At 42.6% G+C, this 24,223-nt stretch carries 21 protein-coding genes; 15 read left to right on the top strand and 6 right to left on the bottom strand.

Annotation, left to right across the window (positions count from 1 at the left end):
- The first annotated feature begins 159 nt into the window (after nucleotides 1-159).
- The 6 genes from IEW93_RS00225 to IEW93_RS00200 all read left to right on the top strand — a co-directional run bounded on the left by IEW93_RS00225 (nucleotide 160) and on the right by IEW93_RS00200 (nucleotide 6,930).
- The gene (locus tag IEW93_RS00225; protein ID WP_188735681.1) at nucleotides 160-555 is read left to right on the top strand and encodes an MAPEG family protein; all 396 of its coding nucleotides are present in this window, start codon (nucleotides 160-162) and stop codon (nucleotides 553-555) included.
- 201 nt (nucleotides 556-756) lie between these two features.
- Nucleotides 757-3,060: a YgiQ family radical SAM protein gene (locus tag IEW93_RS00220; protein ID WP_188735679.1), complete on the top strand. Its 2,304-nt coding sequence runs from the start codon at nucleotides 757-759 to the stop codon at nucleotides 3,058-3,060.
- A gap of 353 nt (nucleotides 3,061-3,413) precedes the next feature.
- Entirely contained in the window at nucleotides 3,414-3,953 is a 540-nt protein-coding gene (locus tag IEW93_RS00215) for a hypothetical protein (protein WP_229706554.1), read from the top strand.
- Nucleotides 3,954-4,642: 689 nt separating this feature from the next.
- Nucleotides 4,643-4,975, top strand: coding sequence for an immunity protein Imm33 domain-containing protein (locus IEW93_RS00210; RefSeq protein ID WP_188735675.1), 333 nt, complete (start codon nucleotides 4,643-4,645; stop codon nucleotides 4,973-4,975).
- A gap of 119 nt (nucleotides 4,976-5,094) precedes the next feature.
- Nucleotides 5,095-5,652 (top strand): hypothetical protein, encoded by a 558-nt coding sequence (locus tag IEW93_RS00205; RefSeq protein WP_188735673.1) that lies wholly within the window; start codon nucleotides 5,095-5,097, stop codon nucleotides 5,650-5,652.
- A gap of 300 nt (nucleotides 5,653-5,952) precedes the next feature.
- Nucleotides 5,953-6,930: a transposase gene (locus IEW93_RS00200; protein WP_188735671.1), complete on the top strand. Its 978-nt coding sequence runs from the start codon at nucleotides 5,953-5,955 to the stop codon at nucleotides 6,928-6,930.
- 1,489 nt (nucleotides 6,931-8,419) lie between these two features.
- Here the strand turns inward: IEW93_RS00200 and IEW93_RS00195 are convergent.
- Both IEW93_RS00195 and IEW93_RS00190 read right to left on the bottom strand, forming a co-directional pair.
- Nucleotides 8,420-8,962: a YSC84-related protein gene (locus IEW93_RS00195; RefSeq protein WP_373284844.1), complete on the bottom strand. Its 543-nt coding sequence runs from the start codon at nucleotides 8,960-8,962 to the stop codon at nucleotides 8,420-8,422.
- Between the two features lie 295 nt (nucleotides 8,963-9,257).
- The gene (locus tag IEW93_RS00190; protein ID WP_188735667.1) at nucleotides 9,258-9,650 is read right to left on the bottom strand and encodes a nitrous oxide-stimulated promoter family protein; all 393 of its coding nucleotides are present in this window, start codon (nucleotides 9,648-9,650) and stop codon (nucleotides 9,258-9,260) included.
- Nucleotides 9,651-9,996: 346 nt separating this feature from the next.
- Between IEW93_RS00190 and IEW93_RS00185 the strand changes: the two genes are divergently transcribed.
- The 7 genes from IEW93_RS00185 (at nucleotide 9,997) to IEW93_RS00155 (ending at nucleotide 15,558) form a co-directional block, all read left to right on the top strand.
- Nucleotides 9,997-10,848, top strand: coding sequence for a hypothetical protein (locus tag IEW93_RS00185; RefSeq protein ID WP_188735665.1), 852 nt, complete (start codon nucleotides 9,997-9,999; stop codon nucleotides 10,846-10,848).
- 141 nt (nucleotides 10,849-10,989) lie between these two features.
- Complete coding sequence (locus IEW93_RS00180; RefSeq protein WP_223418845.1) at nucleotides 10,990-11,331, top strand: hypothetical protein; 342 nt, start codon at nucleotides 10,990-10,992, stop codon at nucleotides 11,329-11,331.
- Entirely contained in the window at nucleotides 11,321-12,781 is a 1,461-nt protein-coding gene (locus tag IEW93_RS00175; RefSeq protein WP_188735663.1) for a protein adenylyltransferase SelO, read from the top strand. Before IEW93_RS00180 ends, IEW93_RS00175 begins: the two co-directional genes overlap by 11 nt.
- Nucleotides 12,782-12,814: 33 nt before the next feature.
- Complete coding sequence (locus IEW93_RS00170) at nucleotides 12,815-13,135, top strand: DUF3630 family protein (RefSeq protein ID WP_188735660.1); 321 nt, start codon at nucleotides 12,815-12,817, stop codon at nucleotides 13,133-13,135.
- Nucleotides 13,128-14,126 (top strand): serine/threonine protein kinase, encoded by a 999-nt coding sequence (locus IEW93_RS00165; protein WP_188735658.1) that lies wholly within the window; start codon nucleotides 13,128-13,130, stop codon nucleotides 14,124-14,126. The genes IEW93_RS00170 and IEW93_RS00165 overlap by 8 nt, the downstream gene beginning before the upstream one ends.
- A 141-nt stretch (nucleotides 14,127-14,267) precedes the next feature.
- A complete protein-coding gene (locus IEW93_RS00160) occupies nucleotides 14,268-14,885 on the top strand; it encodes a thiol:disulfide interchange protein DsbA/DsbL (RefSeq protein ID WP_188735656.1) in 618 nt (205 codons plus the stop codon).
- Between the two features lie 460 nt (nucleotides 14,886-15,345).
- On the top strand, nucleotides 15,346-15,558 hold the full coding sequence (locus tag IEW93_RS00155; RefSeq protein WP_188735654.1) for a DUF1107 domain-containing protein: 213 nt from the start codon (nucleotides 15,346-15,348) through the stop codon (nucleotides 15,556-15,558).
- A gap of 9 nt (nucleotides 15,559-15,567) precedes the next feature.
- On the opposite strand, the gene IEW93_RS00150 is transcribed toward IEW93_RS00155, so the two are convergent.
- Nucleotides 15,568-15,789 carry a cell division protein ZapB gene (locus IEW93_RS00150; protein WP_188735652.1) on the bottom strand — a complete coding sequence of 74 codons (222 nt, stop codon included), beginning with the start codon at nucleotides 15,787-15,789 and terminating at the stop codon, nucleotides 15,568-15,570.
- 171 nt (nucleotides 15,790-15,960) lie between these two features.
- Between IEW93_RS00150 and IEW93_RS00145 the strand changes: the two genes are divergently transcribed.
- A complete protein-coding gene (locus IEW93_RS00145; RefSeq protein ID WP_188735650.1) occupies nucleotides 15,961-16,314 on the top strand; it encodes a RidA family protein in 354 nt (117 codons plus the stop codon).
- Between the two features lie 187 nt (nucleotides 16,315-16,501).
- The gene (locus IEW93_RS00140) at nucleotides 16,502-17,593 is read left to right on the top strand and encodes a branched-chain amino acid aminotransferase (protein ID WP_188735648.1); all 1,092 of its coding nucleotides are present in this window, start codon (nucleotides 16,502-16,504) and stop codon (nucleotides 17,591-17,593) included.
- 68 nt (nucleotides 17,594-17,661) lie between these two features.
- Here the strand turns inward: IEW93_RS00140 and IEW93_RS00135 are convergent, their stop codons facing one another.
- The 3 genes from IEW93_RS00135 to yihG (IEW93_RS00125) form a co-directional block, all read right to left on the bottom strand.
- Nucleotides 17,662-22,164: an EAL domain-containing protein gene (locus IEW93_RS00135; RefSeq protein WP_229706543.1), complete on the bottom strand. Its 4,503-nt coding sequence runs from the start codon at nucleotides 22,162-22,164 to the stop codon at nucleotides 17,662-17,664.
- A gap of 185 nt (nucleotides 22,165-22,349) precedes the next feature.
- Nucleotides 22,350-23,276, bottom strand: coding sequence for a 1-acylglycerol-3-phosphate O-acyltransferase, YihG family (yihG, locus tag IEW93_RS00130; protein WP_188735646.1), 927 nt, complete (start codon nucleotides 23,274-23,276; stop codon nucleotides 22,350-22,352).
- Nucleotides 23,277-23,282: 6 nt separating this feature from the next.
- Entirely contained in the window at nucleotides 23,283-24,179 is an 897-nt protein-coding gene (gene yihG / locus IEW93_RS00125) for a 1-acylglycerol-3-phosphate O-acyltransferase, YihG family (RefSeq protein ID WP_188735645.1), read from the bottom strand.
- Nucleotides 24,180-24,223: the final 44 nt, after the last annotated feature.

Below are 24,223 nucleotides of genomic sequence, written 5' to 3'. Positions count from 1 at the left end.
GGGCGATAGTCACTCTTGTTAGGGTATAGGGCTTATTTGGGCGCGAATATTAACCGATTAGTGCGTGTGTTTATAGCCAAACTGATTCAAAATGTTGCTTTAAGTCACATTAGCATTGTCATATTAAATGTTGATGTCAAAATAAAAAAGGAATAACACATGACATTGATGGTAACAGGTTTATACGCAGGCTTAACGGCGCTTTTGGTTTTAGCATTATCATACAAAGTGGTTAAATTTCGTCGAGCCAATAAAATAGGCATTGGTGATGGTGGTCACCAGGGGCTGTCTATTGCCATTAGGGCGCACGGTAATTTAATTGAAAACGCACCAGTAGTACTTATTTTGTTGGCGTTGGCAGAGTTAAATGGCATGCCCGCCTACTTAATACACTGTTTAGGTACAGTTTGGATTGTAGCGCGTTTATTACACGCAATTGGGCTAAACCAAGGGCAAGGCGGTTATCACTTTGGGCGTTTTTGGGGGGTACTGGCGACCTGGATTGTACTGCTGGTTTTAGCTGTGGCTAATATTGGCTTCTTTTTAGGTTTATAAGTGCTTTGACAGTGGTGGTATTATCAGCATATCACCACTTTTTTTAGGGTTATTTAACGATAAAAATATTTCACTTTTGCTGCTTTTTTAGTCACACTTAATGCTTCTGTACTGCTATACTCCGCGTCCGTTAATGCGGCCGCACGCGATATTGCTACCGGACTCGGTACACGCTTCTCTCCATTGATTTAGGTTATATACATGCAAGTTGAGTCAACGTTATTTAGTTATCCCAAGTATTGGGCGCACAGTTTTGGTACTGCGCCATTTTTGCCCATGTCTCGAAAAGAGATGAACACGCTAGGCTGGGATAGTTGCGATATTATCATCGTAACGGGCGATGCATATGTAGACCATCCAAGTTTTGGTATGGCCGTAATTGGCCGTATGCTTGAAGCTCAAGGTTATCGAGTGGGGATTATTTCGCAGCCAGATTGGTCCAGCAAAGACGACTTTATGCAATTAGGTCGGCCAAACCTGTTTTTTGGCGTTACCGCCGGCAACATGGACTCCATGATTAATCGCTACACTGCAGACCGTAAATTGCGCCATGATGATGCTTATACTGCCGGCGATATAGGTGGTAAGCGCCCAGATCGTGCTGTAACGGTATATACCCAGCGCTGTAAAGAAGCCTTTAAAGAAGTGCCAGTTGTCATTGGTGGTATTGAAGCCAGCTTACGCCGCATTGCCCATTACGATTACTGGTCAGATAAAGTGCGTCGCAGTGTCATTTTTGACGCCAAAGCCGATATCTTAATTTACGGAAATGCCGAACGCCCGCTTATGGAAGTGGCGCGCCGCATTGCTGCAGGCGAAGCCATTAGTGACATTGATGATGTACGTGGCACCGCGGTAATGCGTAAAGACCCTATGCCAGGTTGGCGTGGTATGGACTCTCGTAAAATTGATCAATTACACAAAATTGATCCTATTCCTAATCCTTATGGTGCAGACGACGTTGGCTGTGAAAAGTTGTCAGGTCCAAGCGATAAGAAAATTTTTGATAACGATGCGCCCAAGCCAATTAGCATTCAACCGCCTCGTCCAAAGCCATGGGAAAAAACCTATGTGCTATTGCCTGCGTTTGACAAAGTCAGCGAAGACAAATATTTGTATGCCCATGCCTCGCGTATTTTACACCAAGAGCAAAACCCTGGGTGTGCACGAGCGCTATTTCAGCCGCACGACGCTAACCGTGGCGTATGGGTTAATCCACCTGCTTGGCCACTCAATACCGATGAAATGGACGCCGTATTCGATTTAGCCTATCAGCGTGTGCCACACCCTGTTTATGGCAAAGAGAAAATCCCTGCGTACGACATGATCAAAACCTCAATCAACATTATGCGTGGTTGTTTTGGTGGCTGTTCATTCTGTTCGATCACCGAGCACGAAGGGCGAATTATTCAAAGCCGCTCGCAAGAGTCGATCATTAAAGAAATTAAAGACATTCAAGAAAAAGTACCGGGTTTTACTGGGGTAATTTCTGATTTAGGTGGTCCAACGGCCAACATGTACCGCTTAGGCTGTACCAGCGAAAAGGCCGAAAAAACCTGTCGCCGTTTGTCTTGTGTGTATCCGTCTATTTGCGGACACCTTGGCACAGATCATAAACACACCATCGACTTATACCGCGCAGCTCGTGATGTGCCAGGTATTAAAAAGGTACTCATTGCATCGGGTGTGCGTTACGATTTAGCCATTGAAGATCCTGCCTATATCAAAGAGTTGGCCAAGCATCATGTGGGCGGCTATTTAAAAATTGCCCCAGAGCACACCGAAGAAGGCCCACTCAGTAAAATGATGAAGCCTGGCATGGGCACTTACGACAAGTTTAAAGAATTGTTTGATAAGTTTTCAAAAGAAGCCGGTAAAGAGCAATACCTCATTCCGTACTTTATTTCGGCGCACCCAGGCACTACCGATGAAGACATGATAAATCTCGCGCTGTGGCTAAAAGGGCAAAAGTTTAAACTGGACCAAGTGCAAAACTTTTATCCATCGCCAATGGCTAACGCAACAACCATTTATCATACCGAGCTAAACTCACTTAAAAACGTGAAGCACGACAGTGAGCAGGTGAGTGTGCCTAAAAAAGGTCGCCAACGTAAATTGCATAAGTTTTTATTACGTTATCACGACCCAGCAGGCTGGCCGATGATCCGTGAAGCCTTAATCGCTATGGGTAAAGAACACTTAATTGGTAACGGCCCACAGCATTTGGTGCCGCCTGAAACCCGTAACGAGCAAAACAAAGTGAAGTGGGGCCAAAAGCCTACTGCTAAAGCCAAAGACCAAGGTGGCCAAAAAGCCATGACCCGTTTTTCTGCCGACCAGTTTGAAGACCGTAAAGGGGCATCAAACGCAGATAAACCCAAAGCTAAACCGACAGGGCAAAAGCCAAAAGCAACGGCAAAAAACAGCGGTCAGCCAGCTAAAGCAACTGGGGCTAAACGACCCGCTAAAACCGGTTGGGCCACTAAGTCTAAATACGCTAAATAGTCAGTTAGCTATATATCGCGTTAACCACTAAACCCGCATTTATGCGGGTTTAGTTTATCTGGGCTTCATACCAATCAGTACAAGAATGTGATCATTCTTACTGGTTAAAACCACTTATAACGTCGTTAGACATTTTGAAGTTAGAACAACTAGCTCGCTGCAATTTCTGCCTTATTCTAAGCGATTTTTCCTACGCAATCTCTGAACACTTATTTATCCTGATTGGTATCACTTCGCAAAGCGTGTACTCTGTGTGCAAGAAAAATATCAATAAGCAAGGGAGCAGCAACATGGTTAAAACGAGCAGTTTACGTGGTTTATTTACTAGCGCATTAATCGGTAGTGCCGTGTTAATGATCGCCCCAAGTCACGCCGCGAACTCAGTGCAACATCAACAATTTTTTGAGTCGATAGCCAAACTTTGCGGCAAAGCATTTGCCGGTAAAATCACTGCTGGTGGCAGTGAAGATGATGGATTTAGCGGTAAAGCACTGATTATGCATGTACGCGAATGCAGCGAGACTCAATTAAAAGTACCATTTCATGTCGGTGACGATCACTCACGCACCTGGGTTATCACCCAAACTGACACAGGCTTACGGTTAAAACACGATCATCGCCACAAAGACGGCTATGAAGATAAAGTTACCATGTACGGTGGCGACACCCGCGATGTGGGTACCGCCAACATGCAATCGTTTCCAGTTGATGATGAATCCATCGTTAACTTTAAACAAAATGGCCTAGATCAGTCGGTCACCAATGTGTGGCAAATGATGATTGAAGCGCATACTTTTACGTATCGTTTAAAGCGCGAAAATCGCGATTTTAGGGTAGAGTTTGATTTAACCAAACCAGTTGCATTACCACCAGTGCCATGGGGGCATGAGTAATTTGTTTTAGCATATTTTGCTTTCAGCGACAGTAACCATCATTAGATATGTCTTCCCGGCAATGCTTGTGAGCCGGGACCCAGGTGTTTGTTTGTACTTTTGTACTTTTGTACTTTTAACTATGGCCTGCGGCCACTAACGTCGTGGCGCTTCGCCCGCAGCAGATTAGGGTCGTAAATTAGCAACTAACGCAGGTTAGTTGAACGTCTTCTCGGCAATGCTTTTGAGCCGGGATCCAGGTGTTTTCTTGTACTTTTGTACCTATGGCCACTAACGTCGTGGTGCTTCTCTCATCTGTACACTTTAATCTGTAACTGGCTTACAAATGTCGGATAAATATCCTGTGCCAACCATGTCTGCCACCTTTAAATGGTGTGCACTGTATATAAATATAGTGGTAATGGGTTTTGAGGTGTACTCAAGCTAAATTGGCTAATAATCAAACTAAAGTAGTGCGATAAACGATTTGTTTATTTTGTAACCATTTGAATAAGAGGTATTTTTATTTTTTGACTAAAATTCAGTCCACTTTTAATGTGCAAGCTCGCTTTTATTTGTCAATGGAGTTAAATTAAATCGCTTTACATCAATAAGTTAGTAAATGTAGGATGTTAATAATCAATAACTTAAAGGGCGACTTTAATTTTGTTTTGCCCTTCAATAAGCTGTTATATGCGGTAGGGGGGCTCGTGCAAATTCAAAAGGATGTATGTAAAAAGTTTGATGTGATACCTATTCCAAGTAGAAGCAGTGAAAAGTTGGGTATTGCAATCGAGACAATCGGTAAATTGCCAATTAATGGTTTACGCCACCCTCCAGAAAATGGAACTTGTGGTTGGTACGTTTGGTGCGGTGAAGAAATGTCTGAAGATACAGAGTTCTTTAAACCTCTCCATGTAAGCCACATCAAAGAATATTTGCCCGAGGTAGAACAATATCTATCATTACCTCCAGGCTATAGGTTTTTAGTCGCAGGAGACTATGAAGATGTTTGGTATGACTCGGAACTTAAAAGCATATAACAAGTGCCAGCAAGCGGACTTGGGTAAGCTGTCACCTTTTGTGCAAAAAGACGCACAAAAGCCGCCATCTCACCCAAGCCGTTGTGGCAGGCGTTAGGCTCAGAAGCATTGAGGATTTGATGAACAAATTTTTTAAATGGTATTTTCTTGCTTTTATCCTTTTATTCTCTGCGAACACATTTGCAGATGGCGAAACTGATATTAATAATGTTATGGCATCTTATATTGATGCAATGCGAGTCTACGACACTAAACAAATGGCTTCTCTTATTCACCCACTCGCACTGGAAAGGTTTAGAGCTTCTTTTGATAATGCTCTTCAGGGACCGAAAGCTGAACAAGCAAAAAATGAATTGTTGCCACTACTTTCACTCAACAACTTTTCTGAGTACATGGCAATTTCAAATGAAGAAGCATTTCAAAGGCTTAATGATGGAGTTGCAGCTCAAGCTCCAGAGCTAATTTCAATGTTGAAAAATTCTGATTTTGAAATCATTTCTACGACATTAAAAGATGAAACCGCGTACGTAGTTTACAAATTAGGTTTCGATGTAAACGGTCGATACTTCTCTCAAGAGGTCGTTCAAAAGCTCAAAGAGTATGAAAAAACATGGCTTTTGCTATTACCTGCAACAGCGGAAACAGCAATTTTAAACGTCGAGGCCAGATTCAACTGAGCCTAATAAACAACTGTTGGCGCTCACTGCGTTCGCTGGGACACAAACACATGGGCTCCCTCGCTTCGCTCGTTATTTTAGCCCATGTATTTGTGCCCCAAAGTTGGGCGTTATACGCTTTTGAAACTATGAGTCTTGAACAAGAAAAAATAGCGGCTTGTGAACATGCCAAAGCCTTGTTAAACAATAACTCTCTCTTTATTGACAGAGTTACAATATTTACATGGCCACCCACAATAGTTGGCGAAATAATGAACGCTGAACTACGCTTTATTTACCCTTTCCAAACGGTAATTAAAGATGGCCAGACCAAGACAGACAATCGTTAGCCTGGAAGATACACCTTACTACCACTGCTGTTCTCGTGTGGTGCGTAAGGCATTTCTTTGTGGAATTGATAATTCAACAGGTGAGAACTTTGAGCATCGGCGCGAGTGGGTCGATTCCCGCATTCTTGAGTTAGCGACCATCTTTGCCATTGATATCTGTGCTTATGCCGTGATGAGCAATCACTTACATGTGGTTATAAAAGTTGATGCTGACAAAGCAAAAAAGTGGTCAGATAAAGAAGTGCTCATTCAATGGCACAAGGGCTTTAAAGGTACGTTACTCACGCACAAGTTCCTAAAAGAGGAAGACCTTAACCAGTTTGAACTTCAAACGGTTAATGAATGCATTACCGAATACCGTAAACGCTTAATTGATATCAGTTGGTTTATGCGCTCACTCAGTGAGCCCATCGCCAGAATGGCCAATAAAGAAGATAAGTGCACAGGTCGCTTTTGGGAAGGTCGCTTTAAGTCTCAAGCTCTGCTTGATGAAGCCGCAGTTTTAGCCTGTATGGCTTATGTGGATTTAAACCCAGTCAGAGCCAAAATGGCTGCAACCCCTGAAACCTCAGATTACACCAGTATTCAAAGACGTATCAATTCAGCAATGAAAGGCGAGCAACCACCTGAGTTATTACCGTTTGTGGGTAATGAGCGCTTAAATATGCCTAACGGGCTCATGTTCAGCGTGAAAGACTACATCGTCTTAGTTGAAGATACCGGTCGGATAATTCGAGATGATAAGCATGGCGCCATTAGCTCAAGCAGCCAGGACATACTGAATAGGCTCAACATCCCCGCAGATAATTGGCTTAAAATCACCACAGAATTTGGTACATTATTTAAAGGTGCTGTCGGAGCATTACCCGCATTAACTGAATACTGTGAGCATTTAGACCGAAAACGACGACAAGGCGCTGCAAATTGTCAGCGCTGGTTGTGCGCTTAAGTCATCATCCCCAATCAAATTACAATTCACCTAACACTTGATAGATATCAAGATTTTCTGCTGTGCTAAATTTCTTAGATGACCATAAATCACTCATTTAACGATAATATTTTAGCCATATCGATAAAAATTGATTAGTTGTTAACATCGATCGTAACCCTCGCCAAAGTCATAAAAAAGAGTTAAGTTACTTTTATAAAACATGGGTGGCATTGTTTTTGACAAGAAGATAGTTATCAAGCTTGATCCAGAAATGCGTTAAATCTTTAAATAACAAATAAGGTTGCATCGAAGATACCCATACGGCGGATGTAATCGCGGCTATGACCTTCGAAAACATGGACGTTTTCGCAGAGCGCCCAGGGATGGGGTCACCGCGTGTCATAGAAGTGATTTCATTGAGTATCAATACCTAACACCCTAGTTTGTTTGAATTAGATAGCTCTAGTTGACCTACTTACATTAGCCACTATTGATCTGGTGTGGCCGCAGGCCATAAAAAGTACAAAAGTAAACATAACACCTGGGTCCCGGCTCAAAAGCATTACCGGGACGACGTGAGGGGTGGGGCGACGAGAATGTAGTTATCGAGCTTTTCGTTAGATCTTTAAATTACAAACACAAACAAGGTTGCATCGAAGATACCTATACGGCGGATGTAATCGCGGCTATGACCTTCGAAAACATGGACGTTTTCGCAGAGCGCCCATGGATGGGTTCACCGCGTGTCATAGAAGTGATTTCATTGAGTATCGATACCTAACACCCTAGTTTTGTTTGAATTAGTAGCTCTAGTTGACCGACTTACATTAGCCACTATTGATCTGGTGTGGTCGCAGGCCATAAAAAGTACAAAAGTAAACATAACACCTGGGTCCCGGCTCAAAAGCCTTACCGGGACGACGTGAGGGGTGGGGCGACGAGAATGTAGTTATCGAGCTTTTCGTTAGATCTTTAAATTACAAACACAAACAAGGTTGCATCGAAGATACCTATACGGGGATGTAATCGCGGCTATGACCTTCGAAAACATGGACGTTTTCGCAGAGCGCCCATGGATGGGTTCACCGCGTGTCATAGAAGTGATTTCATTGAGTATCGATACCTAACACCCTAGTTTTGTTTGAATTAGTAGCTCTAGTTGACCGACTTACATTAGCCACTATTGATCTGGTGTGGCCGCAGGCCATAAAAAGCACAAAAGTAAACAAACACCTGGGTCCCGGCTCAAAAGCATTACCGGGACGACGTGAGAGTTGGGGCGACGTTTAGAGGTGGGACGACGTTTAGAGTTGGGACGACGTTAGAGTTGAGGCCTCAAGAATGTAGTAATAAACCTTTGTGATAAAACCAATTAGTAAGATGAATAACTCTTCCCAAAACAATTCAGGCTGCCAATGGCAGCCTGAATGTACTTTAAGCAACGAGCACAACTCGAACTCATTTGAACTCATTTGAACTCATTTGAACTCATTTGAGCTAACTCGAGTTACTTAGCATTAAAGGTAAACGATTGTCCTGCCAAGGCGGCTTCAAACATCAAACCACCTTTGGCGGCGGTGAAAATAGCCATGCCGTTAATGTATTGTGCCGCAGCGTTATGGTTACTGCCTGCTTGGCCTGCGCCGGCTGAGTTACCGGTAGTGCCAACTTGGGCATTGGCGCCTAGGTTAATCGCTACAGCAGAAGCCTGGGCGCTAAACTCGAAACTGCCGCTGGTAAATTCATTGTATGCTTTGGCATCTTTAAAAAAGATGATTTCGCTGTAAGCCTGGCCACCAATTTGAAAGCCGATGGATAACTGAGTCAGGGCAGAATCGCCCGTGTAAGTTCCACCTTGGTAAACACGTCCATTACCGTAAGCTGCACCAATACCAATGCCGCCTTTGGCAACTGTTGGGAAAATCGCGTAACCATAAGCTGAATTGAAAAAGTCTCTGGTCTCGCTGGCTTTTTTGAAGTTAGCAACGGCTTCGTTATAAGCATTCTCATTAGCAAAAGTGGGTACAGAAAACACGACACTAAACAACATCACTACGCTTGCAAAAAATAGGTTGATTGAACCTTGCATAAATCACCTCATTAACGAACCCATTGACATCATTGTCATTGTATATCGCTATAGATTACCAATACCACTTAAACGGTGCGAGTTAATTAACGTTTATACTTATCAACAATCGCGGGTCGCATTCTGCGTGGCCACTTGTTAATGCGGTTCGGCATTATACCAAGGTTAGCTTAAGGCAAATACTGTAAACACCATAAGGAATGATTGAACAAATAACGGCACAGGTGGCCATGTTATTAATAACGGCAAAACATGTTCACGACATTTGCCGCTTGCGCTCATGGCGATTCGATGCGCCTTCAGGTGGTAAACCAGGTGCGGGTTTACGCTCGGCAAGTAAATGCTTTATGGCCATGATTGGGTGTGGCAGTAACATTCTTGGCCCTGCAAAAATCATGATTTCACGGGCTTTTTGTTTCATATGAGGCTTATAGCAATGTACTGGGCATTTGTTGCAGGTTGGCTTGTCTTGGCCATACGGGCAACGGTCTAATCGAGTGTTGGCATAGTTTAAAAACTCTCGACACTGCTCACAAACACCGTGTGATGGTTTCATTGGATGATGTGCTTTACAGTAAATATTAACCATGGCTGTAATGGTGCGAAATTCATACAGTAATTTGCCTGTGAGTAACTCGGTTTCGCTCATCGTAAATACCTTAGTAAAACAGTCTGGTATAGACAGTTTATGTGGCTAACATGCAAGCTGACAAATTCGCATTTGCTAATTATGAATTTGTACACAAAACCATGCTTGAGTGTGTCATTGATCGCAAAAATGAGCTAAATGATCATCTATTTGGCTAAAATTGATAGCTTGTTAGTGTTTAAAGTAGATAAATACTTGATTTTATAGCGCAGATTGAAATAATAAAGATGAGTGATTAAAAAAACATCACGCTCTATTTAGCACAGTAGATTTCGCTTGTAACTCCTGAGTGTGAGTAGTACCGAACCCATGCGTGTTTGCGCATCATCAGCAAGGTGGATACCTAATGCCATTAGTAAAGATCATTTTAATTGCCATATTGGTTGCTGTCGCTGTGTATCTTTACAAGCGAACTCAAACCGTGGCAAAGCAAGAGTTAGAGAAAAAGACTCCAACAACAAAGCCATCAAATGTAAAGGCCTCGGCAACAACGCCATCTGATGTTGAAGACCCAGAGGCCTCAGTTGCTACACAAGCTAAGGCTGACGTTGAACACCTCGCAAAGGTGGCTAGCGAAACAAAGCCTGAACAAGATAACCCCGTTGAATTTGATGAAGGCCGTTTTGAAAGTGCAAAGGACCCAGAAAAAATAGACTCAGTGAGCACCTTAGATGATAAATCCAACGCGCCACTGCTTGAACCTGAAACCCTCAACACTGAAAACGAGGCAAACGTTTTAGTTGAAGAGTCTACACCTCACGACACTGCTCAAAGCCATTTACTCAACTTACCAGCAACCAAAGGCGACTGGGCCAGCGACAGTTTTAAACAGCTAGTTGAGTCTGCTAATGGCGCAAATGATCCTCAGAGTCAGCATGATGCATTATCCGGTGTGATTAATCATTGTTATAAAATGCGAAAACAGCATGACTATTGCCAATATGGTGCTGCACTTAAGTCGGCGTATCTAGACTTATTTCGTTTGGTATATCAACAGCAAGTCGCCAACGATAGCGCGCAAGAGATCAAAGCACCGGCATTTATGCAGTTATCGACTCTACTGAACGATACCAACGAATTTGACCAAGCCATTGATGTTTGCCAACAGGCGCTTGAGTACCAACTAACCGACGGAACTGTGACTGGGTTTGAAGGCCGAATAAATCGAATAGAAAAGGCTAAAACTAAAGCTGGTTAACTCAGTTAATACAGGGTGACGGATATCAGGTATGATATCCACAAAGGAAAGCGGACCTAGGTCCGCTTTTTTTGTATTTAGCATCTGTGATGAAGTAATCGATGCTAATGGATAGCATAGTTTAGATTTTGGTGGTAATAGATGACTTCTACAATAGGTAAATTACTGCTTGCAGCAATTGGGTTAAGTGTAACCATGGGGTGTACGCGCACACCAGAGTGGACGCTATTTTACGTTGCAGATAATCCTGTAAATGCCCAAAAAGCCATGGCTACAACCAACATGCTAGATACTGATTTTATTAGTGGCTATTACGATTCTTTAGCACAATGTCAGGCCAAAGGCACCGGCATGTTACGCTTGCAAGGTTCATCCATGCCGGCAGCGCAAGCCTTTGTGTGTGCTCAAGCATGTCAGGTCGACGATAAGCAGCAATTACAGTGTCAACGCTTGGTTGCTGGGGCTGAGTTAGATGCGCTTTAAACAAGACTTTTTTGAGCAATTAGACGGCTTTTATTCGCAAGCTTATCCGCAGGGGATTAGCAATCCGCATTGGCTAGGCTGGAGTGATGCTGCCGCTAAACTGATTGGTTTAGACAAACCAAACCATGAATTACTGATGCAGTTATCTGCTAATGCCGCCGCGCCTGGTGCGAGCTATTATGCCCAGGTTTACAGTGGTCATCAGTTTGGTGGTTATACTCCAAGGCTTGGCGATGGCCGCTCGATTATATTAGGCGAAGCCATTGGCCCTGATGGCGCGTGGGATGTGGCGCTAAAAGGTGGCGGCCCCACACCGTATTCTCGTCATGGCGATGGTCGGGCTGTTATGCGCTCAGCCGTGCGTGAGTTTTTAGTGTCTGAAGCACTGGCGGCGTTGTCTGTACCAACAACTCGTGCTTTAGCGGTAATAGGATCTGATCTGCCCGTGTGGCGTGAAAGCCAGGAAACCGCAGCAATAACAGTGCGTTTAGCGAAAAGTCATATTCGCTTTGGTCACTTTGAATACTTTTGTTATAGCGAAAAGGGCGCACCAGATAAACTGACCCAGTTACTTAACTTTACGATTACCCAGCATTTTCCGCATTTAACAACCGACGCCGCTGGCTATAAGCAATGGTTTGTTGAAGTGGTGCAATTAACTGCAAAAATGATTGCCCACTGGCAAGCAGTAGGTTTTGCCCATGGCGTGATGAACACCGACAACATGTCGATTGTAGGCGACACCTTTGACTTTGGGCCGTTTGCATTTTTAGACACATTTAAAGAAAGCTTTATTTGCAATCACTCTGATCATGACGGCCGTTATGCTTTTGGCCAGCAACCCGGTATTGGATTATGGAATCTAAAACGCCTCGCACAAGCGCTGCCCCCAATTATCGCATCGGACGATTTAATTGCCGCATTGAATACCTATCAACCCAGTTTGGTGAACCATTATGTTAGCTTAATGCGAGAAAAATTAGGCTTAAGTACCGACAGCGATTTAGATAACGCCGAGCAAGAAAAACAAGATTTAGCATTTATAAGCCAATTTACCGTCATGCTTGAAAACAACCAGCTCGATTACACCAACAGCTTACGCAAAATAGGCACAATTGACATTAGCAGCCAGCACAGTCTACTACGCGATGACATGCTCGATGTGCACCAATTTGATAGCTGGTTTCAAGCCTATCAGAGTCGTGTTGGGCAGGTTAGCGATGTTGCTGCATGGCAGCATGAGCGTAACCAGCATAACCCTAAATACATTTTGCGTAATTATCTTGCTCAGGAAGCGATTATCGACATCGAAGAAAAAGCTGACAATAGCAAGCTTTTACAATTACAGCAGTTATTAACTCGACCTTTTGATGAACAGCCCGAGATGAATGATTTTGCCAAACGTCCTCCGCAGTGGGGCCAAGGCTTAGTTATGTCTTGCAGTAGTTAACCCAGTTTAATTGCCATTTTATTGAGTGATGTTATGAAATTATTGTCTGCTAAATTTGATCCTGAAGCGAAGAGCATTGTTATCCAAGCTGAAGTTGATTTTGAGCAATTTGAACGGTTTGCCGAACCTTTAGCGGCAGCATTAGATTGCGACATCCGTGAGCGCCAATGGGGCGCAGATAGACACCAATGGCTGCTGAATTTTGAAGGTTGTCCGGTGTGGTTACACTATGAGTTTTATGGTGATATTTGTTGGTTGTCAGTAGACAGTGCAAAAGATGTTGATGTGTTGCATTTTTTATCTGGCTTGCTTAAATCCTATATTCACATAACAGAAGAAGACATACATGGATAACAGCGCGGCGTTTCATTTTCAGGCATTAACGCCCGATTTGATTTTAGATGCGATTGAAAGTATTGGGGTGTTTCCTGAGACCGGTTTATTGGCATTAAACAGTTATGAAAACCGCGTGTATCAGTTCCGCTGCGACCGTGGGCAACGTTATGTGGTTAAGTTTTATCGACCACAACGTTGGAGTGATGCCCAAATACAAGAAGAACACGATTACGCATTGGCATTAGCGGCTGAAGACATTCCTATTGCTGTACCTGTGGTCATTGACGCAAAAACCTTATTTGAGTTTAAAGGTTATCGATTTGCGTTATTTCCATCGATAGGTGGACGCGCGTTTGAAGTAGATAACGAAGAGCAATTAGAGTCTGTAGGGCGTTTTATTGGCCGCATTCATCAGTATGCCAGTAAGCAAGCTTTTACCCATCGTGAACCTTTAACGCCCCAAATATTAGGTGATGATGCTTACCACTATTTACGCAGCAGTGGCATTGTTGATCAAAGCATGCAAAACGCCTTTTTTACAGTGGTAGAACAAGTGCTTGTAAAAGCCAAACAGATTTGGCAACAACACAGCTTTGACACGATCCGCTTACACGGAGATTTGCACCCGGGTAATATTTTATGGACACCAGATGGCCCAGGTTTTGTGGATTTAGACGACGCAAGGCAAGGGCCTGCGGTGCAAGACATTTGGATGATGCTGACCGGCGATAGAGCACAGCAACTATTGCAGCTGGATATCTTAATTGATGCCTATCAAGAATTTTGCGATTTTGACACAAGGCAACTGGCGTTAATTGAGCCGTTAAGAGCGTTTAGAATGATCCATTACAACGCCTGGCTAGCAAAACGTTGGCAAGACCCGGCATTTCCAATGAACTTTCCGTGGTTTGCAGATATCAAATATTGGGAGCAACAAACCTTGGCGTTTAAAGAGCAACTGGCCGCCCTCGATGATGCACCATTAAGTTTAAACCAGTTTAATTGTTGATTAACATTGATTCATAATAACTATCAGAATGTATTTAGTTACAAATACAATCATCTAGCGATTGAGTTTCAGGCTAACGCTAGACTATGATAGCCCCAGCGTATGTTTATTAGTTTATTTTGCCTATTTAAAGGAAGTGAGATGAAAAAAGCATTATTGATGGCCGCAGCACTATTACTTGCGCCAATGGCGGCGATGGCTGCAGATTACAAAGAAGGTGTTCATTACACAGTGATAAATGAAGGTCCAGAGTCTGCAAAGCCTGAAATTACTGAGTTTTTCTCTTTCTATTGCCCACATTGTTATAACTTTGCTAAAACGGTAGTCCCTAAAATTCAGGCTAACCTTCCAGAAGGTGTTGCTTTTAACCAAGCACATGTTGAGTTTATTGGCCGTGAAATGGGTGTAGAAATGTCGCGCGCTTTTGCAATTGCTAAACAACTCAATGTTGAAGAAAAGATTGAACCTGCTTTGTTTAGTGCAATCCATGACAAACGCCAACAGTTTACCCGTGCAGATGATGTAAGAGCATTGTTTATTGCTAATGGTGTAGAGGCAAAAGCCTATGACGCAGCGGCAAGCTCGTTTATGGTGAATGCACAGATGTCAAAAATGAAGCGTGATACTGAAAACGCTAAAATTTCTGGTGTACCTTCATTGGTTGTTAATGGTAAGTACCGTGTCGAAACTGGCTCAATCAAGTCTTATGACGAGCTAATCGATATCGCATTTTACCTATCTACGATGAATAAAAAGTAACGGTTAATTAAGCCTTATTGATGAGAAGGAGCCTTTGGCTCCTTTTTTTTGCCCTAAACCCAAGCAAAAAAAAACCGTATATCTATGAAAAGATAATACGGTGATGAGTCAAATGACTCTTTTTTACCCTGAGTAACGCCAAAATACTAGCATGGCGTCAAAAAATTGGCAAGTGGCATTATATTGGCAAGTTGTTTTTGTGTGATTTGTCAGATGATTTAAAGTGAAAATTTTAATGAAACTCTTATAAAAAACCGTTGTCCAACTTTCAGGCAGGCATCAATATCAGCGTTTTTAGTGTTGTTGTCTTGTCGTTTACTGACATAGTCGTTAGAACAAATAGTGAATAAAAGTGCTGCGTAAATGACTCGTGTTACCAATGCACTTTAAGCATGGCTATAGATAGCGACTTTAGGTTAATTACATTGTGCTATGTGTATTTGCTCTAGGAGGAAACCCTATGAGAACGTTCCCTGTTTATGCGCCCAAGTTAATTGTTAAGCATGCTAGGATCTTTCTGAGTGGTGCGATTTGGGTAAAAGATTTAGGTTTACTTGAATTTGATAAAGGACGTTTTTTACAAACAAAAAAAAGCCTGCCAAAAGTAAGGCAGGCTATCAGCGAATTAAATGCATTGATTGAGGCGCAATCTACGCCACAACAATCTACTTAACAGTCTCAGTTACATTTCGCTATTCAATAAACCAACAAGGCCATTGACCTTATCACTCCAAGAGTTGAGGTCTTGCTGCAATTGTTGGTTTTTTTGTGTCAATGCTTCTTGCTGTTGCACTAAAGCTTGGTTCTTTTGCTTCTCTTCTTCTAGCTCCATTTTTAGTAGCTCAATATTTTCAAGAGTCGCCTGGATTTTGGTTTCCAGTTGGGACAATAATTCAAGGCTCATGGGGAGTCCTATACGTTTCTGGATGGAACCCCGATTCTAGCAGTGTCAAGCCCTATAGGAATAGCCTTTAAAACTGAGTGGCTAAAATATATTCAATAAATCAGTCGATATTGTGCTTTATCTAATATCGCGCTATTTTCATCGCCTGACTTACTCAATAAAACGACATTTATGACACTTACTCGACTCGATGTAGGCGCTCGGATGAGCAGTATTGTGATCCATAACAATACGGTTTACTTGTGTGGCCAAGTGGCAAAAGATAAAAACAGCGACATTACTACCCAAACCATCACCATGCTTGAAGAGGTTGATGCTTTGTTGGCTCAAGCTGGCTCGAGCCGTGAGCATATTTTGTCGGCCACTATTTACCTTAAAGACATGGCCGATTACGATGCTATGAATTTGGTATGGGACCATTGGGTGCCGACAGGGCATGCGCCTGCAAGAGCGTGTGTACAGGCCGCCATTGCAGAGCCAGAATATTTAGTTGAAGTCTCTATTGTGGCTGCTATCGTGCAATAAACAGGATGACTTGGCGTTACAGATAACATAGCGTGATGCACTGACAGTTTGTCTGTTGCAATATGAATAAATATATCGATGCTTGTTACGTTCAATTGACGTATTTTGATTTAGGATCTAGCGCTGCGACTTGACATTAATCTCTCGCCTCCATAGTCTGCAAGCTCAGTTTTTAAGGTGGTATGCAATGGACATAAAATATAATTTAAAATCTGCGTCAGAGCGCCGCACAGAACCGTTTATGCCTGAAGGCGATGTTGGTTTTGGTAAGCTTCGAACTGACCACATGTTTTTAATGGATTATCGTGATGGTCAATGGTGCGATCCGCGCATAGTCCCTTACGGCCCGTTTGAGATGGCGCCTGGTGCAATGGCGTTGCATTATGGCCAATCTATTTTTGAAGGCGCAAAAGCCTTTATGCACGAGGACGGTGAAATTTACACCTTCCGCATCAATAAGAATGCTGAACGCATGAACCGTTCTGCAGATATTGTGTGTATTCCCAATATTGATGAAGCGATGCAAGTTAAGGCGATTAATGCACTGATTGATGTTGATCGTTTGTGGTTCCCTTTGCAAGAAGGGGCGTGTTTGTATATTCGCCCGTTTATATTTGCAACCGAAGACCGTTTATCGGTTAGCCCTAGCCAGCAATATACCTTTTGCGTCGTGTTAAGCCCCTCTGGCGCTTATTATTCGTCTGGTGTTAATAACGGTATTCGTTTGTTAATTAGCACTAAATATCACCGTGCAGTGTCTGGTGGTACAGGCGCGTCAAAAGCCGCTGGTAATTATGCTGCGTCACTACGGGCGGGCAAGGCTGCGGTAGAACATGGCGCTTCGCAAGTTTTGTATTTAGATTCGACTAATACGCAAATTGAAGAAGCTGGCGCGATGAATCACTTCCATATTTTAAAAGATGGTACTGTGATTATTCCAAAATTTACCGATACGATTTTAAAGTCGATTACCTCACAATCTATTCTCGAACTCGGGGATATGCTGGGCTGCAAAGTAAGGCAAGAAACGGTCATGTTAGACAAGTTTATTGCTGATATTGAGTCTGGTGAGATCATTGAGGCGGGTGGTTTTGGTACTGCTGCTGTAGTGTCGCCAGTAAATTCGTATATTTTTGAAGATGGCAGAGTCGTCACCGTTGGCGATGGCACTGTGGGTCCAAACATTAAGCGAATTTACAAGCTATTTACGGATATACAAAAAGGCTATGTTGCCGCACCACAAGGCTGGGTAACGCGTGTTGAGCGAATAGCGCCTTAGCTTTACAGTAGCAAAAAAATAAAAGCTCCCTTGGGAGCTTTTTTGTTTTTAGATCAACAGGATCTAGTTTAACGTTGACTTAATAGCGTTAAACATTCGCTTGCCGTAAGCGGCTTGCTGAGCAAGAACCCTTGCACTTGATCACAGCCACCATTACGTAAAAATTCAAGCTGTTCTTTTGTTTCAACACCTTCTGCAACTACATTGAGTTCTAGGCTATGCGCTAGGGTAATAATGGCGCTGGTGATGGCTGCATCATCTGGATCTTCTGTGATATCGCGAACAAACTCGCGGTCAATTTTTAAGGTGTCAATTGGGAAACGCTTTAAATAACTTAAACTGGAATAACCGGTACCAAAGTCATCAATGGCAATGGTTAGCCCTAGCGCTTTGAGTTTAGATAATACGGTTACTGAGTCTTGTGGGTTGCCCATAATCATTGATTCGGTTAACTCTAGTTCAAGTGCGCTGGCAGGCAAACCTGACACGGCAAGGGCGACTTCAATCGTTGAAATAATGTCTGCTTTAAGCTGTCTTGCCGATAAGTTTACCGCCACAGAGATATGCTCAAACCCTTGCTGATGCCATTGTGCAAGTTGAGTACATGCCTGATTAATAGCCCAATGGCCTATTTGGTTAATTAAGCCGGTTTCTTCCGCGAGCGGAATAAATTCAACTGGCGAAATAAGGCCTAATTCTGGACTTTCCCAGCGAAGTAAAGCCTCTAACCCAATAATACGCTCTGTTTTTACGTCATATTTAGGTTGGTACACTAAATAAAATTCGTTTTCTTGTAGGGCTTTTTTTAGGCCAGCCTCTAACTGCACATGACGTGTAGCATATTGGTTTAACTCTTTGGTATAAAACTGAAAATTGTTTCGGCCTAATGATTTTGCATGATACATAGCTGTATCGGCATACTTAATTAATGATGTAGTGTCTTCGGCATCATCTGGAAATAGGCTTATCCCTATCGATGGTGAAATAGTCAGTACTTTATCGTCGAGTAAGAAAGGTTTCTGAAATGCCTGTAATACCTTTTCGGCGATAATTGTTGCTGCTTTGGTTTTGGCAACACCTTCTAAAATAATGGTAAATTCGTCTCCTCCTAAGCGGGCGACGGTGTCTTCTTCACGCACAGCATTTTGCAGGCGATGCGCTACCGCTTTAAGTAATAAGTCACCGATATGATGACCCATTGAGTCGTTAATGTGCTTAAAGCGGTCGAGATCTAAAAACAGCAATGCCACTATGCTTTCGGCTCGGTGTGCTTTGGTTACAGCTTGGTTTAATCTGTCTTGGAATAAGGTGCGATTAGGCAGGCCTGTTAGTGGGTCAAAGTTAGCCAACACTCGTAGGTCTTCTTCAGCTTTTTTACGTGCAGTTATGTCGGTAAATACCGCTACAAAGTGACTGGTTTCTCCCTTGTTGTCGATAACCTGGTTGATTTCCAACCATGCCAATATGCCACGACGGTCTCGGGTTCTAATTTTAATTTCACCGGCCCAATGCTTGTGTCTTAATAACTGGGTTTCTACCGCGTTGTAAAACTCGCGCGATTGTTTGCCCATGGTTAAAAATAAAAAGTGCTTACCGACAACATCGCGGTGTCTAAAGCCTGTAATTCGGCTAAAGGCTGGGTTTACTGAGCGAACTTGATAGTCTAGCTCACCAACCACAACGGCTTCGTTCATACTAAACAGTACTTGCGATGACAATTTTAGTTCGTTTTCGGTTAGCTTACGGCTGGTGATATCTTTGTGAGTGCCGGCCATTCGGATGGGCGCATTATTGCTGTCGCGCTCTACAATTTGGCCCCTGTCTAATAACCATGCCCAATTTCCTGGTTGAGTTTCTACACGGTATTCAGCTTCAAAAAATTCGCTTTCACCTGACAGATGATCATTAAGCAGTTTTTGCACGCGCGGACGATCTTCTGGATGAATGTTTTTTATCAGTAATTCATCTTTTAATGAAAAGTTCATCGGTTCAACCATGTTGGTCCGATAGACTTTATCGTCTTTTATGTTCCAATCCCACATCCCATCGCCCGAAGCCCAAAGCGCGAGTTTAAGGCGTTCTTCTGATGCGCGAATACTGTTATCAAATTCTCGCTGTTTGGTTTGTTTTCTGCGTCTGGCAGCGATAATCCAAATAATGCCTAGCAAGCCCACGCTCACATAGGCTGCATAGGCAATATGTGTCATATAAAACGGTGGGACCACAGACACATCTACACTGAGTGTGTACTGGCTATATTTGTTGGTTCCCAGCGCATGACGGACTAATAATTTGTAATCGCCAGGTGCAAGGTTTGTGTAGGTAATTTGATTGCCTTGTGACAGCTCACGCCAGTCGGTGTCAAAGCCATCTAATTTGTAACTAAACCGACTTAGCCCGGGATAGTTAAAGTTAAGTGACCCAATCTCGAAACTGATTAATTGTTTTTCATAGGGCATGACAACTTTGGGGGCATGGCTTAAATCGCGGATAGGATATTGTGTTTCACCAATGATGTATTTGGTTAATGCAAGTTTGTTTTCCGGTCTGAATGCAGGAATGGTTACAGGATTAAAATGATTTAAGCCATGTATGCCACCAAACCATAAGCTGCCGTTGGTGTCTTTAAATTTAGCGGCGCCATTAAACTCGTTAGCCTGCAAGCCTTCATAAGTATTATATGAAATGAAGCTTCTTGTGCTGGGAGTAAAACGCGAAATACCTGAATTGGTACTGAGCCATAAATCATGTTGCTCATCTTCTAATATGGCGTAAACGGTATTACTGCTTTTGTCTGCATTTACGTCCATTCTTTCAAAAGAGAAGGTGCCGTACTCAAGGGTGAGTTTGTCTATGCCACCGTGAGTCGCTATCCAGAAATCGCCGTTGTCAGCCAGTAAAAAGTCTCTGACGCGGTTGTCGCTTAGGCTATAAATGTTTTCTGCGTCGTGGGTTAAAAAATCCAGCTTTTGCTCTTCTGGTGACAACCTAACCACACCACCCATGGTGCCGAGCCATAAATAGCCTTGGCTAAAGTGCAATTTAATAATTTGATGTTTAAAGGGTGAGTAGTCTGCTTGAAAGCCAAAATTATAGGCCATCATCTTATGGGTGTGTTCAGAGATAAAATACAGCCCTAGGGAGCTCGATATCCATAGGCGATCTTTATCATCAAAGGCAAAGCTTCGAAACTTGGTGTCTGCATGAAACTGCGGGTTAGCAGGCTTAATTTGTTTGAGCTCATTGTTGAGATCGAGAGTAAACAGGCCAAGGTTTGTAGCAAACCATAGCAGCTCTTGTTTGTCTTGGATTATGTCGTGAACTATGAGTGATAATTGTTCAACAGGTACCGGCAGATTGTCTGCAAATAATTGATTAATATAATAGTATTGACTATCTTGAGGCGCTAGGTATTTAACACCTGCGCCATCGGTTCCTATCCATAAGCGCTGCTGATTATCACGATAAATGCTGCGTACCATATTGGCCATGTCTGGTGCGTCGGTTTGGTAATCGTAATAATGTGTAAAGTATTGCTGGTTAAGATTGAGTTTATCAATACCAGAATAACCACTGCCAATCCACAGGGTGCCTGTTGCATCGAGAAATAATGTTTGTAACGTGTTGGCACTGATGGTGTTGAGTGCTTGTGGATTATGTTTGTAAATGGTGCTGTGCCACTGCCCCTCTTTAAAGTCCAATTGGAACAGGCCTGTGTTGTTACCTATTGCAAAAATTTGATTGGCGTTCACCACGATAAAGTCGACAATTTTACGGTTTTCTCCGTAACTATTATCTCGTGACCAAATTAACTCTTTTTGGTGAGTATCAAGATTGTAACGCCATATTTGATTGTCGATTGCCAACCAAACAGAATAAATTGAACTGGATTGAATTTGGTTGACGACCATGTTTGTGGGGATATCAAGGCGAATAATGGTGTTGCTGTCTACTGCAAAAGTGCCATGTTCTTTGGTGCCTACGACGATGAATTTGTCGTCAACATTTGCAATGCTCACAACATCTGGCGTGATATTGCTGCCTAAACTCACGGGGATAATTTTTTCGGTTTTTAACGATAATAAATATAAACCTGTACGGGTGCCTATCCATAGGGTGTCACCAATTACTGCAAGTTTAGTGATTTGAAGTTCGTTTAACCCTTGTTTTTGTTTAAATCGTGTAAACTCGCCTGTGTTCAAGTTAAAGCGGTTTAAGCCATTATCAAACGTGCCTAGCCATAAATCACCGTCAGGTGATTGCAAAATATCAGTAATGTAGTTGCCAGAAATGCTTTTGCTGTTGTTAGCTTGTTTAAGGTAAAGCTCGAAGTCGACACCGTTGTAGCTGTGTAGGCCATCTTGTGTGCCAACCCATAACATACCGGCACTGTCCATAAACAGGCGAGTGATTGAGTTTTGATTGAGTTTGCCTTCGGTGTCGAAATGTTGAAATTTCACTTCTGCAAGAGCATGGTTCGCACTATTTTTTTGCGCAGAAACGGGCACTGAAAAAATCAATGCCAGCAAAATTATCAAGTAGGGTAAAAGTGTTATTGCGCGAAAATTCAAATCTCACCTATACAAGTTATAGTAGACAAGCAGCGTAAAAGTGTTTGTTCAAGCTTAACAGTAAAACGCTAATTAAGCCTTGCGTATTCAGTGACTAAATTTTGTTTATATCAATTGTGTCATTAGGTTAATGGAAATTGCACAAAACTAACAGTGTTATGCTACTTCGCAGTATAAAAACTATGCTAATTGTCCTTTTTGTGGAGCGATGACTGTTGATATTGCTTGAGCACATTGTCAATAAATTGATCTTTTTCAAACCACAGTTGGTTTAACCAGCGCTGAAAAGCAACTCGGCTATCTGCATGATGTAAATAGTCATTGGCATTGACGTGCGGAACCGGCAGTACTTCAACATGCATGACGACTTTTTTGGTTCGACCTTGCATAACATTGCTTAACACTTTTTCAGATGTTTCTGGATACACTAAAGTGATATTGAGTAAGTTGGTAAATTGCTCACCCATGGCTGATAGCGTAAAGGCAATGCCACTGGCTTTGGGGCGTAACAGATGCCGATAGGGCGAGTCTTGGCGCAGACGCTTTTCTTCAGTAAAACGGCTGCCTTCAACATAATTAAAGATTGAGGTGGGTGAATCTTTAAAACGTTCGCAAGCCTTGCGGGTGGTTTCAAGATCTTTACCCTTGAGTTTAGGGTTTTTCTTCAGTTTGGCTGGGCTGGTTCGGTTCATGAATGGCATGTCGAGCGCCCAACAACCTAAACCTAAGATTGGCACGTATAAGAGTTCTTTTTTCAGGAAAAATTTTAACATGGGGATGTGGTTGCGTAGCACATATGTTTGTGCCGCAATATCAAAGCCACTGACATGGTTGCTGATCAATAAATACCAACCGTTTGGGTCTAGATTGTCTAGCCCTGATATATCCCATTCGATATTCGATATCAGATATAAAATCCCGCCATTGCAGGTGGCCCAGGCCCACATAAAACGGTTCATGATTTTAGTCAACACACGACGAAGGGCTTTTAATGGCAATAACAGTTTAATGATACCGCCTATTGCAATTAATGAACCCCATACGCTGGTATTAATAATCAGCAAAACCAGGCTGAGAACAAACAGCAGTGGGCCAGGTAAAAACGTTAACATGTATTGTTATACCTTTTGCTTTGACTTGTCTGCAAGCTCTTGTAGTTGGTGATCTTTGTTTAACCAGATTTGATTGAGTTGTTCTTGGAAATCAATCTTAAACTCACGATCTTTAAGGTAATCCCCGCGCATATTTTGGGGAATATCACTGATCTTAATATGTACATGCACATCATTAAGTGCCCCACAAATGTACTCCCAATAACTGGGTACACGGCCTGGGTAATAAATGGTGACATCAACTAATTTATTAATTTGCTCGCCCATTGCCGATAACGCAAAGGCCATGCCGCCGGCTTTAGGCTTGAGCAAGTGTGTAAAAGGCGATTGTTGTTTGTTGTGCTTTGCTTGGCTAAATCGAGTGCCTTCAACAAAGTTCATTACGCTAACGGGTTTAGTTTTAAACTTTTCGCAGGCTTTACGCGTGATTTCAATGTCTTTGCCTTTAAGTTTAGGGTTTTTACGCAACTCTGCTGAGCTGTAACGACGCATAAAAGGAAAATCTAATGCCCACCAAGCTAAACCGAGGATGGGCACATAAATTAATTCTTGTTTCAGAAAAAACTTTAAAAAAGGGATTTTTCGGTTAAATACGCGCTGCAAAATTAAAATATCTACCCAAGACTGGTGATTAGCAATAACCATATACCATTCTTGTTCTGAAAAGGTGTCATCGCCGCTAACGTGAATGCGTACAGGGTGGAATATAGATTCGACGATATTGTTAACGCTTATCCATGCGGTGGCACAGTTATCAAGAATATAACTGCAGTTTTTTTGAAAAATGCTAATCGGGATAAGTTTGAAGAGACTAAACACCATAATGAGTATAGTCCAAAAAACAGTATTCAGTAGATAGCATGTAAATGCTAAGCAGCCTTTGATTTTAGCAAGCAACGACATTTTTCTCTCCTTTTAAACGGAGAGCTATGTTACTCGTAGTCGCA

It is taken from the genome of Shewanella inventionis, assembly GCF_014641855.1.
In the GTDB taxonomy this organism is placed as follows: Bacteria; Pseudomonadota; Gammaproteobacteria; order Enterobacterales; family Shewanellaceae; genus Shewanella; species Shewanella inventionis.
Note: the sequence above shows the minus strand (reverse complement) of the source record. Positions and strands in the feature narration are given on the sequence as shown.

Bases quoted from the DNA above. Each gene is read 5' to 3' on its own strand.
- IEW93_RS00150 (WP_188735652.1), bottom strand. From the start codon at position 15,789: ATGAGCCTTGAATTATTGTCCCAACTGGAAACCAAAATCCAGGCGACT.
- IEW93_RS00170 (WP_188735660.1), top strand. From the start codon at position 12,815: ATGAAATTATTGTCTGCTAAATTTGATCCTGAAGCGAAGAGCATTGTT.
- IEW93_RS00220 (WP_188735679.1), top strand. From the start codon at position 757: ATGCAAGTTGAGTCAACGTTATTTAGTTATCCCAAGTATTGGGCGCAC.
- IEW93_RS00155 (WP_188735654.1), top strand. From the start codon at position 15,346: ATGAGAACGTTCCCTGTTTATGCGCCCAAGTTAATTGTTAAGCATGCT.
- IEW93_RS00140 (WP_188735648.1), top strand. From the start codon at position 16,502: ATGGACATAAAATATAATTTAAAATCTGCGTCAGAGCGCCGCACAGAA.
- IEW93_RS00165 (WP_188735658.1), top strand. From the start codon at position 13,128: ATGGATAACAGCGCGGCGTTTCATTTTCAGGCATTAACGCCCGATTTG.
- IEW93_RS00160 (WP_188735656.1), top strand. From the start codon at position 14,268: ATGAAAAAAGCATTATTGATGGCCGCAGCACTATTACTTGCGCCAATG.
- IEW93_RS00215 (WP_229706554.1), top strand. From the start codon at position 3,414: ATGATCGCCCCAAGTCACGCCGCGAACTCAGTGCAACATCAACAATTT.
- IEW93_RS00205 (WP_188735673.1), top strand. From the start codon at position 5,095: ATGAACAAATTTTTTAAATGGTATTTTCTTGCTTTTATCCTTTTATTC.
- yihG (WP_188735645.1), bottom strand. From the start codon at position 24,179: ATGTCGTTGCTTGCTAAAATCAAAGGCTGCTTAGCATTTACATGCTAT.
- IEW93_RS00195 (WP_373284844.1), bottom strand. From the start codon at position 8,962: ATGTTGTTTAGTGTCGTGTTTTCTGTACCCACTTTTGCTAATGAGAAT.
- IEW93_RS00180 (WP_223418845.1), top strand. From the start codon at position 10,990: ATGACTTCTACAATAGGTAAATTACTGCTTGCAGCAATTGGGTTAAGT.
- yihG (WP_188735646.1), bottom strand. From the start codon at position 23,276: ATGTTAACGTTTTTACCTGGCCCACTGCTGTTTGTTCTCAGCCTGGTT.
- IEW93_RS00225 (WP_188735681.1), top strand. From the start codon at position 160: ATGACATTGATGGTAACAGGTTTATACGCAGGCTTAACGGCGCTTTTG.
- IEW93_RS00175 (WP_188735663.1), top strand. From the start codon at position 11,321: ATGCGCTTTAAACAAGACTTTTTTGAGCAATTAGACGGCTTTTATTCG.
- IEW93_RS00200 (WP_188735671.1), top strand. From the start codon at position 5,953: ATGGCCAGACCAAGACAGACAATCGTTAGCCTGGAAGATACACCTTAC.
- IEW93_RS00190 (WP_188735667.1), bottom strand. From the start codon at position 9,650: ATGAGCGAAACCGAGTTACTCACAGGCAAATTACTGTATGAATTTCGC.
- IEW93_RS00145 (WP_188735650.1), top strand. From the start codon at position 15,961: ATGACACTTACTCGACTCGATGTAGGCGCTCGGATGAGCAGTATTGTG.
- IEW93_RS00185 (WP_188735665.1), top strand. From the start codon at position 9,997: ATGCCATTAGTAAAGATCATTTTAATTGCCATATTGGTTGCTGTCGCT.